This window comes from Frigidibacter sp. MR17.24, from assembly GCF_037095655.1.
Classification (GTDB): domain Bacteria; phylum Pseudomonadota; class Alphaproteobacteria; order Rhodobacterales; family Rhodobacteraceae; genus Frigidibacter.
Window position 1 is genome coordinate 150,096 of the sequence record NZ_JBAWKE010000006.1, and the last position, 16,502, is coordinate 166,597.

A 16,502-nucleotide genomic window follows, 5' to 3' on the forward strand; every position below is an offset into this window, starting at 1 on the left:
GACGGCGCCTAGCCCCGGCGGGGCTCACTCCGGCAGGCCGCCGCCGTCGCCCCCGGGCGCGCCACCGTCGTGCGCGCTGGCGCGCTTGTGGGCGCGGTCGTCGCCGGCCCGCGCGTTCGGCCCCAGCATCGTGCCGAAGCTGCCGTAGAACTCGGCCCGCCGGTCGTAGGGCGGGCTGTCGGCCAGCGCGTCGAGCCGGGCAAACACGGTGTCGCGCCGCGCGACCTCGGCCAGCAGGTCCTCGAGGATCGGGCCCGCGACCGGGTCGGTGCCCGCGACGCTCAGCACCAGCGCGGTGATGTTGCGCAGGATGTCGTCGCCGGGGCAGAAGCCGCCAAGGCCCGGAAAGCCCGGCGTGCGCAGCGAGCCGTCGCCGCCCGCGGGCACCGTGCGCCGCACCAGGCTTCGCTCGGCCTCGTAGACCTTGATCAGGTTCATGAAGGTGAAGCCGACGGCGCCGACCAGGGCCTGGCCCTCGGTTTCGGCATGGTCGTGGAAGGTCTGCAGCGCCGAGATCTTCCAGCGCGCGTTCAGCTGCGCGCGCAGGAAGGCGCCTTCCTCGGCCCAGAGCCGGTGGAACAGGATCTGCGCCGTCTCGGTATGGGGGGTGCGCCGGCGCAGGTAGGAAATCGCCAGCGCGTGCAGCACGAGGATCTCGGGGCGGCCGGCGAACTGCACCTGCAGCTTGCGCCGCTGCACGCGGAAGTCGCGCCGGTCGCCCTCGGCCGACAGGCCGGTCGCATCGACCCGCGCGGCCTTCAGCGGCGCGAAGTCGATGTCGGGCGCGGGCAGCAGGTTCTCGGCGCTCTTGTGCCGGGTCAGCCGGCGCGCCGCCGCCTCGCGCAGGGGGGCAAGCGGATCGTCTTCCCCCGCGCCGTGCGGGGGATCCCCGCCGGTGCCGTCTTCGGTGCCGCCCCGGGCGCCGGTCATGCGCCGTTCTGCGCGCGCTCGGCCCCGGCCGCGATCGCGGCGCGCAGCCGGCGCTCCAGCGCCTCCTGCCGGGCGGGCGAGAACAGCTTCAGCCCGAAGGTGTCCTTGACGTAGAAGGTGTCGACCACCTGCGCGCCATAGGTCGCGATCACGGCCGAGGCGATGTAGATGTTGTTGGACGCCAGCGTCCGGGTCAGGTCGTAGAGCAGGCCGGGGCGGTCGCGGGTATCGACCTCGATGATCGTGTAGATATCAGAGCCTTCGTTGTCGAAGCTGATGTTGGTCGGGAAGCTGAATGCGCGTTCGCGCTTCTTCAGGCGGTCGCGGTCGGTCAGCGCCTCGCGCGCGCGGACCTCGCCCTTCAGCGTCTTGCCGATCATCGTGCGCAGCCGCGGCAGCTTGCCGGCCTCGTAGGGCTTGGCCTCGGCGTCCTGCACCCAGAACACGGCCGCGGCATAGCCGTCCTTGGTGGTGTCGGTGCGCGCGTCGACCACGTTCGCGCCGACCAGCGCCAGCGCGCCGGACAGGCGCGAGAAGATGCCCGGGTGATCGACCATCACGAAGGACACCCGCGTCGCGTCGCGTTCGAGGTCGGGCATCAGGTCGATGCGGATCTCGTCGTCCTTCAGCCCGTCGAGCAGCCGCGCGAAGACCAGGTGCCCCTCGGTCCCCAGCGCCTGCCAGTAGGGCGGGTAGTGGCGCGCGATCTCGGCATCAAGCTTCTCGGCCGGCCAGAAGGCCAGCGCGGCGCGCAGCTGCGCCTTGGCCTCGTCCTCGGTGCGGTCGCGCACGACCTCCTCGACGCCGCTGTCCAGAAGCTCGCCCGCCAGCCGGTAGAGCCGTCGCAGGAGCGCGGCCTTCCAGCCGTTCCAGGTGTTGGGGCCGACGCCGCGGATGTCGCAGACGGTCAGCACCGTCAGCAGGTCGAGCCGCTTGCGGGTCTTCACCGCCTTGACGAAGTCGCGCAGCGTGCGCGGGTCCGACAGGTCGCGCTTCTGCGCCACGTCGGACATGAACAGGTGATAGCGCACCAGCCATTCGACGGTCTCGACCTCCTCGGCGTCCAGTCCCAGCCGCGGCGCCACCCGGCGCGCGATCTGGGCGCCGATGACCGAGTGATCCTCGGGGCGGCCCTTGCCGATGTCGTGCAGCAGCAGCGCCACGTACAGCACCCGGCGGTTGACCCCGGCCTTCAGGATCGCGCTCGACAGCGGCAGGTCCTCGGTCAGCTCGCCGCGCTCGATCCGGTCCAGCGTCGAGATGCACTGGATGATGTGCTCGTCCACCGTGTAGTGGTGGTAGACGTTGAACTGCATCATCGCCACGATCGGCTCGAACTCGGGGATGTAGGCGCTCAGCACGCCCAGCTCGTTCATCCGCCGCAGCGCGCGTTCGGGGTTGCCGTGCTTGAGCATGAGGTCGAGGAAAATCGCCGAGGCCTCGGCATTGTCGCGCACGGTCTCGTCGATCAGCTGCAGGTTCGCCGCCACCAGCCGCATCGCGTCGGGATGGATCAGGAAGCCGGTGCGCAGCGCCTCGTCGAAGATGCGCAGCAGGTTCAGCTTGTCGGACAGGAAGGCCTTCGGATTCTCGATGTTCAGCCGGTTCAGGTCGATGCGGTAGCCCGGCTTGACCTTCTTGCGCCGCTTGAACAGCCCTTCGAGCTTGGGCGCCTTCTTGACGTGGCGCGCCTCGAGCGCGGTGAGGAATATCCGCGTGATCTCGCCGACCTTGGTGGCGTAGCGGAAGTAGTGCTGCATGAACAGCTCGACCCCGCGCCGCCCGGCGCGGTCCTCGAAACCCATGGCAGAGGCGACCTCGATCTGCATGTCGAAGGTCAGCTGGTCCATCGCCCGGCCCGCCAGCAGGTGCAGGTGGCAGCGCACGGCCCACAGGAAGTCCTCGGCATAGTCGAACTGGCGGTATTCGTCGCGGGTGAACAGCCCGATCTCGACCAGCTCGCCGATCTCGTCGACGCCGTGCAGGTACTTGGCGATCCAGTAGAGCGTCTGCAGGTCGCGCAGCCCGCCCTTGCCCTCCTTGACGTTGGGCTCGAGCACGTAGCGCTGCCCGCCCTGGCGGGAATGGCGCTGCGCCCGCTCGCCCAGCTTGGCCTCGATGAACTGCGGGCCGGTGCGGCGGAACAGCTCGGCGCGCAGCCGGATCTGCATCTCCTCGGCCAGCGCGGTCTCGCCGACGAGGAAGCGGTTCTCGAGAAGCGCGGTGCGGATCGTGACGTCCTCGGCCCCCAGCCGCAGGCATTCGTCGACGGTGCGCGAGGCGTGGCCGACCTTCAGCTTGAGGTCCCACAGCATGTAGAGCATCGACTCGATCACGCTCTCGGCCCAGCCGGTGATCTTCCAGGGGCTGAGGAACAGCAGGTCGACGTCGGATTCGGGCGCCATCTCGGCCCGGCCGTAGCCGCCGACGGCGACCACGGCCAGCTTCTGGCCGCCGGTCGGGTTGGGCAGCGGGTGCAGGTGGCGGGTGGCGGCGCGGAAGGCGGTGATCACCACCACGTCGGTCAGCTGCGCATAGGCGCGCACGGTGATCGCGGCGGTGCGGGGATGGCTGCGGAATTCGGCCGCGATGCGGGCGCGCCCGGCGGTGCGCAGCGCGCCCAGCACCTGCACCACGGGCGCGCGCAGCTGGGTCACCCCCTCGGCCCTCGCCGTGGCGATCGCCTGGTCGACCAGCCGCTGGGCCGCGGCCATCAGCGGCTCTGGCGGGCCGCGGTCGAAGAGGGCGTCGAAGGGCAGGGCGGCGATCGCCGCGCTGTCCGCGCCCGTGTCGGGCGCGGTGGCGGCGGAGGGAGAGGGGGGCATCTGGTCGGGTCTCGGTCGGAAGGGGCGCCGGGGCGCGGGCTCAGAAGCCCGCCCCGCCGAAGCTGCGCGGGGCCGGGTCGATGATGGCGACGCGGTTGTCGCGGATCTCGGCCACGGCGAGCGCGCGTTCGGTGCTGCCGTCCGCGCGCAGGCGGAAGACGCCGCCGGTGCCGACGAAGCCGGCGCCCTGGGTCAGCGAGGCGGTCGAGAACGGGTTCGGGCGGCCCGATTTCGCCAGCGCGCCGATCGCGGCGATGCCGTCATAGGCGAGCCCCGCGATCGGGTGCGGCGCCTCGCCATAGGCCGACTGGTAGCGGCTGGCGAACTGCTGCGAGGGGCCGGGATCGGGCAGGGCGAACCAGCCGCCCTGCAGGCCCGGCAGCGCCAGCGTCTGCGAGGGGATGTCCCAGCGGGTCAGGCCGATGTACTTGACCACGTTCGGCGACAGGCCGTTCTCGGGCAGCAGCTGCGCCAGCAGCGGCAGCGCGCCGGCGGTGTCGGCGGTCAGGAACAGCCCCGTCGCGCCCGCGGCCCCGGCCTGCGAGGCGATGCTCGGCGCGGCCGACATCACGCCTTGCTGCGAGAAGTCGTAGCTCGCCTGCCCGGCGAGCGAGGCGCCCGTGCCCGCGATCGCGCTCTCGATCGCGCGGCGGCCGGCCTCGCCGCCCGCGGTGCGCTCGGAGGCGACGAAGATCCGGCCGTGGCCGTTGCGCGCGGCATAGGCGGCCAGGCGGTTGGCGCTGTTCTGGAAGCTGTTGCCCAGCACATAGAGGTTGCCGCCCGCGATCTCGGTGTTGTTCGAGAACGACAGCACGTTGATGCCGCGGCCGCGCACGGCGAGGCCGGCGGCATTGGCGGCCTCGGCATAGACCGGGCCGAGGATGATCATCGCGCCCTCGTCCGCGGCGCGGACCGCGGCGGCGCCGGCGGCGGCCGGCGAGGTGCCGGTGTCGTAGCTGCGCAGGTCGATGGTCACGCCCTGCAGGTCCTTCACCGCCAGCTCGGCCGCCTGGCGCAGGTTGCGCGCCAGAAGCTCCTCGGTCGCGTCGCCGGTGCCGCCGGGCACCAGAAGCGCCACCTGCACCGTCTCGCCGCGCCCGACCGAGGGGCCGTTAGCGCCCATCGCGCCCGGGTCGCAGGCCGCGAGCCACAGCGCCGAGGCGCCGAGCGCGCCGCGGCGGGCGAGGCGGCCAAGCCGGGCGGCAAGCCCTTCGGCCGTCTGCCCGGAGCGGGGGGCGGAGCCGATCGCGGTGCCAGTCGCGGGGCCAGCGGCTGGTCCGGTCACGGGCTTGCGCGAGGCGCGGAAAATGGCGAACATGGGCAAGGACCTCGAATGTTTCGTCGGTGCGCGTGTCCGCGCCCGGCGGGGCTGCGGCGCAGGGGGACACTAGGTGACCCGGCCATCGATGGCAATCTTTCAGGGGGCGATGTGACGGAAGCGGACGGCGGCGGCACCGGGGACGGGGCCCCGGAAACGGGCCTGCGCAGGGCGGGCCGGGGCAGCGCGGCCCCGGGCGGCCACGGCGGGTCGACCCAGGCCCGGCCGGTGCCGCCGGGGCTGCATTTCGTGGCGACGCCGATCGGCGCGGCCCGCGACATCACGCTGCGCGCGCTCGACACGCTGGCCGGCGCCGACCTGCTCGCGGCCGAGGACACGCGCACGCTGCGCCACCTGATGGAGATCCACGGCATCCCGCTCGCCGGCCGCTCGATCCTGCCCTACCACGACCACAACGGCCCCGAGATGCGGCCGCGGATCCTGGCCGCGCTGGCCGAGGGACGCTCGGTCGCCTATGCCTCGGAAGCGGGGACGCCGCTGGTCGCCGATCCCGGCTACCAGCTGGGCCGCGCCGCGATCGAGGCGGGCTTCACCGTTCTCGCAGCACCCGGCCCCTCGGCGGCGCTGGCCGCGCTGACCGTCTCGGGGCTGGCCTCGGACCGGTTCCTGTTCGCGGGCTTTCCGCCGACCGGCACCGCGGCGCGCCGGACCTGGTGCCTGGAACTCGCAGGCCTGCCCGCGACGGTGATCCTGTTCGAAAGTCCGAAACGGGTTAGGGAAACATTAGCCGACCTGGCGCTAACCTTCGGAGAGACGCGGGAGGCCGCGGTCTGCCGCGAACTGACCAAGCGCTACGAGGACATCAGCCGCGGCACGCTCGGCAGCCTGCGCGACCGGTTCGACAGCGACCCCAAGGGCGAGATCGTCCTGGTGATCGACCGGGCGCGGACGCCGCAGGCGACGGCCGAGGATCTGGAGGCGGCGCTGCGGCAGGCGCTGGCGACGATGCGGGTCAAGGATGCGGCCGCCACGGTGGCCGAGGCGCTGGGGCTGCCCAAGCGCGAAGTGTATCAGGCCGCGCTGCGGCTGGGACAGGGCGGGGAGGGCTGAGGCCCGGGCCGCCGGAACGGAGGCGGCGATGATCGCGGTGGAACGGATCTGCGGGGCGGGACCCGAAGCGGCGATGCCATGGCTGGCGGCGCGCGGCGGCGGGACCGGGGCTGTTGGCGACCGGCGCGACCGCGGCACGCTGGCGCATTACCGCGGCCTTGCGGCCGAGCGGCAGGTCGAGGCCGCCTATCTCGCCCGCGGGGCGGAGGTGATCGCGCGGCGCTGGCGCGGGACGGCCGGGGAGATCGATCTGGTCCTGTGGATCGATGGGGCCTACCGGTTCGTCGAAGTGAAATCGTCCGGCTCGCTCGACCGGGCGGCCCGCCTGCTGGGGCCGGGGCAATGCCGCAGGCTGGGGCGCGCGGCGCTCGAGTTTCTCGGCGGACGGCCCGGCGGGCTCGGGACGGATTGCGCCTTCGACCTCGCGCTGGTTGACGGGCAAGGGCAGTTGCAGATCCGCGAGAACGTGCTGTGGTTCGACAGCCTTGCGCCCGGTGGACTGGCCGCCTGACGCCCGGCACGCGCGTGCCGCCTTTGGGGTGACGTGGGGGTGACCGCGGGCCGCCGGCCCTGGTTCCGGTCTGGGCACCTCTGCGGTCTTTCCTGCGGGCCGTTGCGTGGTCCGGCGTGTCGGCGCCGATTGCATCCTGCGTCGCGGCAGTCCATCAACGGGCGGCCAGATGGAGAATGCCCATGCCCAACGCGTCGCCGAAGCCTTTGAAGGTCGCCTTCCAGATGGATCCGATCGGCCCGATCAACATCGATGCCGACAGCACCTTCCGCATCGCGCTCGAGGCGCAAGCGCGCGGGCACGAGCTGTTCTATTACACGCCCGACAAGCTGAGCTATCGCGAGGGGCGCATCCTCGCGCGGGGCTGGCCGCTGGAGCTGCGGCGGGTGAAGGGCGACCACTACACGCTGGGCGCCGAGACCGAGATCGACCTTGCCGACTGGGACGTGGTCTGGCTGCGCCAGGACCCGCCCTTCGACATGGCCTACATCACCACGACCCATCTTCTCGACCGGATCCATCCCGGCACGCTGGTCGTCAACGATCCGTTCTGGGTTCGCAACTCGCCCGAGAAACTGCTGGTTCTGAATTTCCCCGACCTGACGCCGCCGACGCTGATCGCCCGCGACCTGGCCGCGATCCGCGCCTTCAAGGCCGAGCACGGCGACATCATCCTCAAGCCGCTCTATGGCAACGGCGGGGCGGGCGTGTTCCGGCTCGACCACAACGACCGCAACCTGTCGAGCCTGCACGAGCTGTTCACCGGCTTCTCGCGCGAGCCGCTGATCGCGCAGAAGTTCCTGCCCGATGTCGCCAAGGGCGACAAGCGGGTGATCCTGGTCGACGGCGAGCCGGTGGGCGCGATCAACCGCGTGCCGCAGGCCGGCGAGACGCGCTCGAACATGCATGTCGGCGGCCGTCCCGAGAAGGTCGCGCTGACCGAGCGCGACCACGAGATCTGCGCGCGCATCGGCCCGGTGCTGCGCGAGAAGGGCCAGATCTTCGTCGGCATCGACGTGATCGGCGACTGGCTGACCGAGATCAACGTCACCTCGCCGACCGGCATCCAGGAGCTGGAACGCTTCGACGGCATCAACACCGCCGAGAAGATCTGGCAGGCGATCGAGGCCAAGCGGTCCGCCTGATCCGGCAAGATCCGGTTCCGCTCGTCAGTCCGCGTCCCGCGGCGCGGTCGAGAGCCGGAAGCTCAGCGCCTCGGCGACATGGCTGCGGCCGACGGCCTCGGCCCCGTCGAGATCGGCGATCGTGCGCGCGACCCGCCGCACCCGGTGATAGCCCCGCGCCGAAAGCCGGTAGCGTTCCGCCGCCCGCCCCAGCAGCGCGCGCCCCTCGGCATCGGGCAGCGCGAAGCGGTCGAGCAGCGCCGGCCCGGCATCGGCGTTCAGCCGCGCCTCGGGCGTGGCGGCATAGCGCTCGGCCTGCAGCGCCCGCGCCGCGGCGACCCGCGCCGCGACCGCGGCCGACGGCTCGGCCTGCGCCGGCGCGTCGAGATCGGCCCAGGGCACGGGCGGCACCTCGATGCGCAGGTCGAAGCGGTCGAGCAGCGGGCCCGAGATCCGGCCCAGGTAGTCCTCGCCGCAGGCCGGGGCCCGGGCGCAGGCCTGGGCGGGATCGGCGAGATGGCCGCAGCGGCAGGGATTGGCCGCCGCCACCAGCAGCACCCGCGCGGGATAGCGCACATGCGCATTGGCCCGCGCGACGACGACCTCGCCGGTCTCGAGCGGCTGGCGCAGCGTCTCGAGCACGCCGCGGGCGAATTCCGGCAGCTCGTCGAGGAACAGCACCCCGTTGTGCGCGAGGCTGATCTGCCCCGGCCCCGGGCTGCCGCGGCCGGCGCGGCCCCCGCCGATGATCGCCGCGGGCGAGGCGGTGTGATGCGGCTGGCGGAACGGGCGCAGCCGCGAGATGCCGCCCGCGCGCAGTTCGCCCGCAAGCGACTGGATCATCGAGGTTTCCAGCGCCTCGGCCGGGCTCAGCGGCGGCAGGATCCCCGGCAGGCAGCGCGCGAGCATCGACTTGCCCGCGCCCGGCGGCCCGACCAGCATCAGGTGGTGACGCCCCGCCGCGGCGATCTCGAGCGCGCGGCGGGCGCGCTCCTGCCCGCGCAGCTCGGCCAGGTCGTGTTCGGGCGGCGCCGCGGCGATCTCGCCGGGACGGGCCGGGGGCAGGGGCGCCGCGCCGGTCAGGTGGCGGATCGCCTGATCGAGCGTCGCCGCCGCATGCACCGCCGTCGCGCCGACCCAGGCCGCCTCGGCGCCCGAGGCGGCGGGGCAGATCAGGCCGCGGCCCTCGGCCGCCGCCGCCATCGCCGCCGGCAGCGCGCCCGCCACCGGCTCGAGCCGGCCATCAAGCGACAGCTCGCCGATCGCGAGCACCCCGTCGAGATCCTCGCCCGGCACCACCTCGAGCGCGGCGAGGACCGCGAGCGCGATCGGCAGGTCGAAATGCGACCCCTCCTTGGGCAGGTCCGCCGGCGACAGGTGCAGGGTGATCCGCTTCGAGGGCAGCACGATCCCGAGGGCGGCCAGCGCGGTGCGGACCCGCTCGCGCGACTCGGACACCGCCTTGTCGGCCAGCCCGACCAGGGAAAAGGCCGGGAGACCGGGGCTGAGCGCACATTGCACCTCGACCGCCCGCGCCTCGATCCCGTCGAAGGCGACCGTGTGGGCCCGTGCGATCATCCCGGCTCCCGGCCCCAGACATCCCCGTCCCGATCATCGATCAGGCGTGGTTACCAATCGGTTAACGCGAGCCCGCTTCCGCGATCTGGCGCTGGCCCCGCCGCCGCCGATCAGGCCGCCGCGCGCATCGCCTCGAACGCGGGCCAGGCGGCGGGATCGGCCAGGGTCTTGTCGCGGCAGAACGCGTTGCAAAAGCCCCAGACCCGGCCCTCGAGGCGCAGGAAATGGGTCACGGGATCGCCGGAATAGGGGCAGGCGCCGTTGACCGAGGGGCCGTCGCAGGCCTCGGCCGGGATCGGCGCCGGGCCGGGCCAGGGCCGCTGCGGATAGTCGCGTTCGTAGATCTGCTGCACGACGCCGTCCGCCAGCCCCATCGCGCGCCAGCGCCGGAACGCCGGATCGGCCAGGTGCGCCTGGGCATAGGCGAGCGCCTCGGGCCCGACATCGAGGTTGTAGCCCGCGATCCGCGCCGCGACCGGGGCATAGAAGGCGTCCGCCGCCGAATAGTCGCCAAAGAGCCAGGGGCTGTCGGCGCGCCCGAACCGCGCCTTCGCCGCCGCCCAGATCTCCTGCACCCGCGCGAGGTCGCGGGCCACGCCCGGGGGCGGGGCACAGTCGGAATAGCTTTTCGACAGATTCATCGTCGCGTGGTCGCGCAGGGTGGCGAAGCCCGAATGCATCTCGGCCGCAAGCCAGCGCGCCCGCGCCCGCGCCGCGGGGTCGGCGGGCCAGATCCCGGCCGCGGGGTGCCGTTCGGCCAGCGTCTCGGCGATGGCCAGCGTGTCGCCCACCGCCTCGCCCTCGGGCGTGATCATCACCGGGACCAGCCGGCTGCCGAAAGGCTGCAGCGTCTGGGCAAAGGCGGGATCATAAAGCCGCACCAGCTCCGACCGGACCGGGATCCCGAACTTCTCGAACAGCAGCCAGCCGCGCAGCGACCAGCTGGAATAGGTGCGGTCCCCGATGGCGAGGCGATAGGTCATGGCGTCTGTCCTTTCCTGTGATGCCGGCACCTTAGCCCTGCCGGGCCGCGGCCCGCCAATTCCGTTTCGTGGCGCCGCCGATCACGGGCGCTGATGGACCGCGCTAGCGCCGCCGCGCGGATAATCCAGTCGCTTTGCACTTTTCATGAAACCCGGACGCCGTCTCGCGCGTAGTTGCGATGTGGGAAACGGACCGCGCCGTTCAGACCGGCCGGCCCGAACCCCCGGATGACCTACAGCACAGAAGGGGGTTCCGACATGGCACTTGACGGATCGGCCGACGGGCTTCTGCCGCGACGCGCGATGAAGGCGGAGCTGCTGGACGCGGAAACCGAGCACCGCCTCGCCGTGCGCTGGCGCGATCACCGCGACGAGGCCGCGCTGCACCGCCTGGTCACCGCCTACATGCGGCTCGCGATTTCGATGGCGGCCAAGTTCCGCCGCTATGGCGCGCCGATGAACGACCTGATCCAGGAAGCGGGCCTTGGCCTGATGAAGGCCGCCGACAAGTTCGACCCGGACCGCGGCGTGCGCTTCTCGACCTATGCCGTGTGGTGGATCAAGGCCTCGATCCAGGATTACGTGATGCGCAACTGGTCGATGGTGCGCACCGGCTCCACCTCCAGCCAGAAGGCGCTGTTCTTCAACATGCGCCGCGTGCAGGCCCGGCTCGAGCGCGAGGCGCGCGACCGGGGCGAGGTGCTCGACAGCCACCAGATGCGCGCCCTCGTGGCCCGCGAGGTCGGCGTGCCGCTGCATGATGTCGAGATGATGGAGGGCCGGCTCTCGGGGTCCGACTTCTCGCTCAATGCCACGCAGGCGGCGGACGAGGACGGGCGCGAGTGGATCGAGGCGCTGGAGGATGACAGCCCGCAGGCGGCCGAGCGCGTGGCGGAAAGCCACGACGCGGATGCGCTGCGGCTGTGGCTGGGCGTGGCGATGGGCGCGCTGACCCCGCGCGAGCGCTACATCGTCGGCGAGCGCAAGCTGCGCGCCGAGCCGCGGACGCTGGAATCGCTGGGCGACGAGCTGCGGCTGTCGAAGGAACGCATCCGCCAGCTCGAGGCGCAGGCGTTCTCGAAGATGCGCCGCTCGCTCGAGACCCAGTCGGGCGAGGTGCGCCATTTCCTGGCGTGACCTCGCGCCGGCCCTGATCCTCGCGCTGCTGCCGGTCGCGGCGGCGGGCGAGGAGGTCGCGCCCGCAGCACTGCCAGCCCGCATCGCCGATGCGGGCGCGCAGGTCGTGCTGCTGGGCGAGATCCACGACAACCCCGATCATCACCGGCTGCAGGCCGCCGCCGTCGCGGCGGTCCGGCCCGCCGCGCTCGTCTTCGAGATGCTCGAACCGGCGCAGGTCGCGGCCGCGGCGGGCATCGCGCGCGACGATGCCCCGGCGCTGTCGCGCGCCTTCAGCTGGCAAGCCTCCGGCTGGCCCGATTTCGCGATGTATGCGCCGATCTTCGCCGCGGCCCCGGGCGCGGCGCTTTACGCAGGTGGCCTGCCGCGCGACGAGGTGCGCCGCGCGGTGACCGACGGCGCGGCCGCCGTCTTCGGCGCGGGGGCGGCGCGCTTCGGGCTCGACCGGCCGCTGTCGGTCGAGGCGCAGATCGCGGCCGAGGACCAGCAGTTCCGCGCCCATTGCGAGGCGATGCCGCGCGACATGATGGCCGGCATGGTCGAGGCGCAGCGGCTGCGCGACGCGGCGCTGGCCCGCGCCGCGCTGCAGGCCCTGGACGAGACCGGCGGCCCGGTGGTCGTGATCGCCGGGGCCGGGCACGCGGCGCGCGACGCGGTGCCCGCGGCGCTGGCGCTGGCGGCGCCCGGCCTGCGCCCGCTGTCGGTCGGGCAGACCGAGACCGACGATCCCGACGCGCCCTTCGACCTCTGGGCGCAAAGTCCCGCGCCGGCGCGCGAGGACCCCTGCGCAAGCTTCGCCGCACCCGGCGGCAACTGACGCGCCGTTCCGGGCGGTTGTCATCGCGCGCGCGCATGCCTACTGCTGGGGCCAACGGCGCGCCACGGCGGCGCGGGTGGGAAAGGCAGTGGCGGCCATGCTGGCGGGAAAGCGCATCCTGTTGATCGTCGGCGGCGGTATCGCGGCCTTCAAGATCCCCGAGCTGATCCGCGCCCTGCGCGGCCGCGGCGCCGCCGTCACCCCGGTGATGACCCGCGCGGCCGAGGAATTCGTGACGCCGCTGACGCTGTCGTCGCTGGCCGGCGAAGAGGCGCACCGTCACCTCTTCGACCTGTCGAAAGAGGCCGAGATCGGCCATATCCAGCTGTCGCGGGCCGCCGATCTGGTGGTGGTGGCCCCGGCCACCGCCGACCTGATGGCGAAGATGGCGGCGGGGCTGTGCGATGATCTGGCCTCGACGCTGCTTCTGGCGACGGACAAGCGGGTGCTGGTCGCGCCGGCGATGAACGTGCGGATGTGGGACCATGCCGCGACGGCGCGCAACCGCGCCACGCTCGCGGCGGACGGGATCCTGTTCGCGGGGCCGAATTCCGGCGACATGGCCTGCGGCGAATACGGTCCGGGGCGGATGGCCGAACCGGCCGAGATCCTGACCGCGATCGAGGCCGCGCTGGCCGGCGGGCCGCTTGCCGGGCGCCATGTCGTCGTGACCTCGGGCCCGACGCACGAGCCGATCGACCCGGTGCGCTACATCGCCAACCGCTCCTCCGGCGCGCAGGGCACCGCGATCGCGGCGGCGCTGCGCGACCTTGGCGCGCGGGTCAGCTTCGTGACCGGCCCCGCCAGCGTTCCGCCCCCCGCCGGGGTCGAGGTGATCCGGGTCGAGACCGCGCGCGAGATGCTGGCGGCGGTGCAGGGCGCGCTGCCCGCCGATGCCGCGGTGATGGCCGCCGCCGTCGCCGACTGGCGCGTGGCCAACGCGGCCGGCTCGAAGATGAAGAAGGACGGCTCGGGGCGGGCGCCGGCGCTCGACTTCGCGGAAAACCCCGACATCCTCGCCACCGTCTCGCGCGGCGCCGACCGGCCCGGCCTCGTGGTCGGCTTCGCGGCCGAAACCGACGACGTCGTCGCCCATGCCACCGCCAAGCGCCTGCGCAAGGGCTGCGACTGGATCGTGGCGAACGATGTCTCGCCCGCGACCGGCATCATGGGCGGGGCCGAGAACGCGGTGACGATCATCGACGCCGCCGGCGCCGAGGACTGGCCGCGCCTGCCCAAGGACGAGGTCGCGCGCCGCCTCGCCGCGCGCATCGCCGCGGCGCTGGGCTGATCGCGCTCAGCCCAGCGGCTGGAAGCGAAGGTGGCGGCTGCCGTCCTCGGGATCGACGAGGGTGGTCGCGCGCACGCCGAACACCTCGGCCAGCCGGGCGCGGGTCAGCACCTCGGCGGGCGGGCCCAGCGCGACCATCCGGCCGCCCTGCAGCACCGCCAGCCGGTCGCAGCCCATCGCGTGGTTGAGGTCGTGCAGCGCGATCACCGTCGTCAGCCCCAGCCCCGCGACCAGATCCAGCACGGCCAGCTGGTGACCGATGTCGAGGTGGTTCGTCGGCTCGTCCAGCAGCAGCACCCGCGGCTCCTGCGCCAGCGCGCGGGCGATCTGCACCCGCTGCCGCTCGCCGCCCGACAGCGTCAGCCAGTCGCGCGCCTCGAAGCCCGCCATGTCGGTCGCGGCCAGCGCGCGCGCGACGATGCGGTCGTCCTCGGCCGAGAACGGCCGCAGCGCCGACAGCCAGGGCGTGCGCCCAAGCTCGACCGCGTCGCGCACGGTGATGCGCTCGGTGGTCTGCGCCTCCTGCTGCACGAAGGCCAGCCGGCGCGCCACCGCGCGCGGCCCCAGCCGGCGCAGGGGCGTGCCCTCCAGCCGCACCTCGCCCGCGCTCGGCCGCGCGAGCCCCGCCAGCAGCCGCAGCAGCGTCGACTTGCCCGAGCCGTTCGGGCCGACAAGCCCCAGACGCTCGCCCGGCGCGAGCGCGAGGTCGACGTCGCGCAGGATCCAGCCCGCGCGGGTGCGCCAGCCAAGGCCGGTTGCGGCCAGGCTCATCGCGCGCACCGCCCGCGGATCAGGATCAGCGCGAAGGCGGGCGCGCCGACCAGGGCCGTGACCACGCCGATCGGCAGCACCTGGCCCGGCACGATGATGCGCGACAGCACGTCGGCCGCGATCAGGAACACCGCCCCGATCAGCGCCGCAAGCGGCAGCATCCGGCCATGGCGCGGCCCGACCAGAAGCCGCGCGGCATGCGGGATCACGAGGCCGACGAAGCCGATCGCCCCGGTGACCGACACCAGCGCCGCCGTGGCCAGCGCCGTGGCCAGGATCAGCGTGGCCTGCACGCGCCGCACCGGCACGCCAAGCGCCGCGGCGCTGTCGGCGCCGAAGGTGAAGGCGTCGAGCGTGCGCAGGTGGCCCAGCGCGACGATCAGCACCAGCCCCGCCGCCGGCAGCGCCAGCGCCACGTCGGGCCAGCGCACGCCCGACAGGTTGCCCATGAGCCAGAACAGGATGCCGCGCGCCTGCTCGGCGCTGGCCGAGCGCGCGATCAGGAAGGTGGTGAGCGCGTGGAACAGCTGCGATCCCGCGATGCCGGCCAGGATGATCACGCCCGCGCCGCGCGGCCCCGCGCCGCCGCCCGCCGCCCGCGCCAGCGCCGCGACCAGCGCGAAGGCCGCGAGCGCGCCGGCGAAGGCGCCCGCCGACATCGACACCGCCCCCGCGCCCAGCCCCGCAAGCGCCACCAGCACCGCCCCGGTCGAGGCCCCGGCCGAGATCCCCAGCAGGTAGGGATCGGCCAGCGGGTTGCGCAGCAGCGCCTGCAGGATCGCGCCGCAGGTCGCAAGCCCCGCACCGCAGCCCGCCGCGACCAGCGCCCGCGTCAGCCGGTAGGACCAGATGATGCCCGCGTCGATCGGGTCGACCGGCAGGCCCGCGTCGAACAGCCGGTTCGCCAGCACCGCCAGCACCGTGGCCGGCGGGATCCGGGTCTCGCCGATGCAGATGCCGCCGATCAGCGCCAGCGCCAGCACCAGCGCCGCCGCCAGCACCCGCGGCGCGATCCCGCGCCGCCGCCGCGCGGCCGCAGGGGCAAGCGCGAGCGTCACGGCGCCAGCGTCTGCATCGCCGCGGTCAGCGTCTCAAGCCCGTCGACGACCCGGATCGAGGCCTCCATCTGCTGGGCGTCGAGGATCACGATCCGGCCCTCGCGCACGGCCGTCATCTCGCGCGTCACCGGGTCGGAGGCCAGGAAGGCCAGCTTTTTGTCGACGTCGTCGGCGGGGAAGCGGCGCCGGTCCATCCGCGCCAGCACGATGACCGAGGGGTCGGCGCGGGCGATGGTCTCCCAGCCGACGGTCGGCCATTCCTCGTCCGACTGCACGACGTTGCGCAGCCCAAGCTGGCGCATCATCCAGGCCGGGATGCCGCGCTGGCCCGCCACGAACGGGTCGAGGTCGAGATCCGCGCTCGAGAACCACACCACCGCCGAGGCGTCGGGCAGCGACAGCGCCTGCGCCCGGCCGACGGCGGCCGCCGCGCGCGCCTTCAGGTCGGCGACGATCTCGGCGCCCCGGGCCGGGCGGTCCATGATCGCGGCCATCTCCTCGATCGAGCGGTACAGCGTGGCGACGTCGAAATCGGCGCTGCGGGTGCCGTCCGAGCCGGTGAGGTTGTCCTTCGCCTCGCAGTCGGTGGGCATGACATAGGCGGGAATGCCGAGGTCGGCGAACTGCGCGCGGGTTCCGACCGCGCCCTGCGGCCCGATCATCCACTCGAACATCGTCGGCACGAAGCCCGGGCGGCGGTTGACCACCGCCTCGAAGCCGGGCGCGTTGTCGGCGATGCGCGGCACCCCGGCATCGACATCGCGATAGGCGGGCAGCACGTCGTTGAACCACAGCGCGGTGCCCGCCATCCGGTCGGCGACGCCCAGCGCATACAGGATCTCGGTCGTGGCCTGGCCGATGCTGACCACGTTCCCCGGCGGGCCGTCGAAGCGTAGCGGGTGGCCGCAGTTGTCGATCTCCAGCGGATAGCGCGTGCCCTCTGCCTGCGCGGGTGCGCAGGGTGCCAGCAGCGCGGCGAGCGCGAGGGCAAGGGTGACGGGACGGGCGGCGGGAAGGGCGGCGGGCGCCCGGTTCGGAAGACGGCTGGACGCGGGGGCCGGGGACCGCCGCAGGGAATGGGCACGCAT

At 73.3% G+C, this 16,502-nt stretch carries 14 protein-coding genes; 6 read left to right on the plus strand and 8 right to left on the minus strand.

Annotated features, from left to right (window positions below):
* Positions 1 to 24 precede the first annotated feature (24 nt).
* The 3 genes from V8J39_RS17835 to V8J39_RS17845 are packed head-to-tail and all read right to left on the minus strand — an operon-like array spanning position 25 to position 5,073.
* Entirely contained in the window at positions 25 to 930 is a 906-nt protein-coding gene (locus tag V8J39_RS17835; protein WP_336462302.1) for a hypothetical protein, read from the minus strand.
* Complete coding sequence (locus V8J39_RS17840; protein WP_336462303.1) at positions 927 to 3,755, minus strand: [protein-PII] uridylyltransferase; 2,829 nt, start codon at positions 3,753 to 3,755, stop codon at positions 927 to 929. Before V8J39_RS17840 ends, V8J39_RS17835 begins: the two co-directional genes overlap by 4 nt.
* Positions 3,756 to 3,795: 40 nt before the next feature.
* On the minus strand, positions 3,796 to 5,073 hold the full coding sequence (locus V8J39_RS17845; RefSeq protein WP_336462304.1) for a penicillin-binding protein activator: 1,278 nt from the start codon (positions 5,071 to 5,073) through the stop codon (positions 3,796 to 3,798).
* A gap of 162 nt (positions 5,074 to 5,235) precedes the next feature.
* Here V8J39_RS17845 and rsmI point away from each other — a divergent pair, with 162 nt between their 5' ends.
* From rsmI to gshB, 3 genes are all read left to right on the plus strand, one after another.
* Positions 5,236 to 6,144 carry a 16S rRNA (cytidine(1402)-2'-O)-methyltransferase gene (rsmI, locus tag V8J39_RS17850; RefSeq protein WP_442902613.1) on the plus strand — a complete coding sequence of 303 codons (909 nt, stop codon included), beginning with the start codon at positions 5,236 to 5,238 and terminating at the stop codon, positions 6,142 to 6,144.
* Positions 6,145 to 6,172: 28 nt separating this feature from the next.
* Positions 6,173 to 6,655: a YraN family protein gene (locus V8J39_RS17855; RefSeq protein WP_336462305.1), complete on the plus strand. Its 483-nt coding sequence runs from the start codon at positions 6,173 to 6,175 to the stop codon at positions 6,653 to 6,655.
* A 182-nt stretch (positions 6,656 to 6,837) separates the two neighbouring features.
* Positions 6,838 to 7,800, plus strand: a complete 963-nt coding sequence (gene gshB, locus V8J39_RS17860; RefSeq protein WP_336462306.1) for a glutathione synthase — start codon at positions 6,838 to 6,840, stop codon at positions 7,798 to 7,800.
* Between the two features lie 24 nt (positions 7,801 to 7,824).
* Here gshB and V8J39_RS17865 read toward each other — a convergent pair whose 3' ends face one another.
* Both V8J39_RS17865 and V8J39_RS17870 read right to left on the minus strand, forming a co-directional pair.
* Positions 7,825 to 9,357, minus strand: coding sequence for a YifB family Mg chelatase-like AAA ATPase (locus V8J39_RS17865; RefSeq protein ID WP_336462307.1), 1,533 nt, complete (start codon positions 9,355 to 9,357; stop codon positions 7,825 to 7,827).
* A 110-nt stretch (positions 9,358 to 9,467) separates the two neighbouring features.
* Positions 9,468 to 10,340 carry a glutathione S-transferase gene (locus tag V8J39_RS17870; protein WP_336462308.1) on the minus strand — a complete coding sequence of 291 codons (873 nt, stop codon included), beginning with the start codon at positions 10,338 to 10,340 and terminating at the stop codon, positions 9,468 to 9,470.
* 258 nt (positions 10,341 to 10,598) lie between these two features.
* Between V8J39_RS17870 and V8J39_RS17875 the strand changes: the two genes are divergently transcribed.
* From V8J39_RS17875 to coaBC, 3 genes are all read left to right on the plus strand, one after another.
* Entirely contained in the window at positions 10,599 to 11,477 is an 879-nt protein-coding gene (locus tag V8J39_RS17875) for an RNA polymerase factor sigma-32 (RefSeq protein ID WP_336462309.1), read from the plus strand.
* 82 nt (positions 11,478 to 11,559) lie between these two features.
* Positions 11,560 to 12,294: a ChaN family lipoprotein gene (locus V8J39_RS17880; protein ID WP_336462390.1), complete on the plus strand. Its 735-nt coding sequence runs from the start codon at positions 11,560 to 11,562 to the stop codon at positions 12,292 to 12,294.
* A 97-nt stretch (positions 12,295 to 12,391) separates the two neighbouring features.
* On the plus strand, positions 12,392 to 13,585 hold the full coding sequence (gene coaBC, locus V8J39_RS17885) for a bifunctional phosphopantothenoylcysteine decarboxylase/phosphopantothenate--cysteine ligase CoaBC (protein WP_336462310.1): 1,194 nt from the start codon (positions 12,392 to 12,394) through the stop codon (positions 13,583 to 13,585).
* A gap of 6 nt (positions 13,586 to 13,591) precedes the next feature.
* Here the strand turns inward: coaBC and V8J39_RS17890 are convergent, their stop codons facing one another.
* From V8J39_RS17890 to V8J39_RS17900, 3 genes are read right to left on the minus strand one after another with little or no spacing between them, the layout of a single operon-like run.
* Positions 13,592 to 14,356 (minus strand): ABC transporter ATP-binding protein, encoded by a 765-nt coding sequence (locus V8J39_RS17890; RefSeq protein WP_336462311.1) that lies wholly within the window; start codon positions 14,354 to 14,356, stop codon positions 13,592 to 13,594.
* On the minus strand, positions 14,353 to 15,414 hold the full coding sequence (locus V8J39_RS17895; RefSeq protein ID WP_442902610.1) for a FecCD family ABC transporter permease: 1,062 nt from the start codon (positions 15,412 to 15,414) through the stop codon (positions 14,353 to 14,355). Before V8J39_RS17895 ends, V8J39_RS17890 begins: the two co-directional genes overlap by 4 nt.
* Positions 15,411 to 16,502, minus strand: a complete 1,092-nt coding sequence (locus tag V8J39_RS17900) for an ABC transporter substrate-binding protein (RefSeq protein ID WP_336462312.1) — start codon at positions 16,500 to 16,502, stop codon at positions 15,411 to 15,413. Before V8J39_RS17900 ends, V8J39_RS17895 begins: the two co-directional genes overlap by 4 nt.

Coding starts and splice junctions, on each gene's coding strand:
- V8J39_RS17835 (WP_336462302.1), bottom strand. CDS start 930: ATGACCGGCGCCCGGGGCGGCACCGAAGACGGCACCGGCGGGGATCCC.
- V8J39_RS17840 (WP_336462303.1), bottom strand. CDS start 3,755: ATGCCCCCCTCTCCCTCCGCCGCCACCGCGCCCGACACGGGCGCGGAC.
- V8J39_RS17845 (WP_336462304.1), bottom strand. CDS start 5,073: ATGTTCGCCATTTTCCGCGCCTCGCGCAAGCCCGTGACCGGACCAGCC.
- V8J39_RS17855 (WP_336462305.1), top strand. CDS start 6,173: ATGATCGCGGTGGAACGGATCTGCGGGGCGGGACCCGAAGCGGCGATG.
- gshB (WP_336462306.1), top strand. CDS start 6,838: ATGCCCAACGCGTCGCCGAAGCCTTTGAAGGTCGCCTTCCAGATGGAT.
- V8J39_RS17865 (WP_336462307.1), bottom strand. CDS start 9,357: ATGATCGCACGGGCCCACACGGTCGCCTTCGACGGGATCGAGGCGCGG.
- V8J39_RS17870 (WP_336462308.1), bottom strand. CDS start 10,340: ATGACCTATCGCCTCGCCATCGGGGACCGCACCTATTCCAGCTGGTCG.
- V8J39_RS17875 (WP_336462309.1), top strand. CDS start 10,599: ATGGCACTTGACGGATCGGCCGACGGGCTTCTGCCGCGACGCGCGATG.
- coaBC (WP_336462310.1), top strand. CDS start 12,392: ATGCTGGCGGGAAAGCGCATCCTGTTGATCGTCGGCGGCGGTATCGCG.
- V8J39_RS17890 (WP_336462311.1), bottom strand. CDS start 14,356: ATGAGCCTGGCCGCAACCGGCCTTGGCTGGCGCACCCGCGCGGGCTGG.
- V8J39_RS17900 (WP_336462312.1), bottom strand. CDS start 16,502: ATGCGTGCCCATTCCCTGCGGCGGTCCCCGGCCCCCGCGTCCAGCCGT.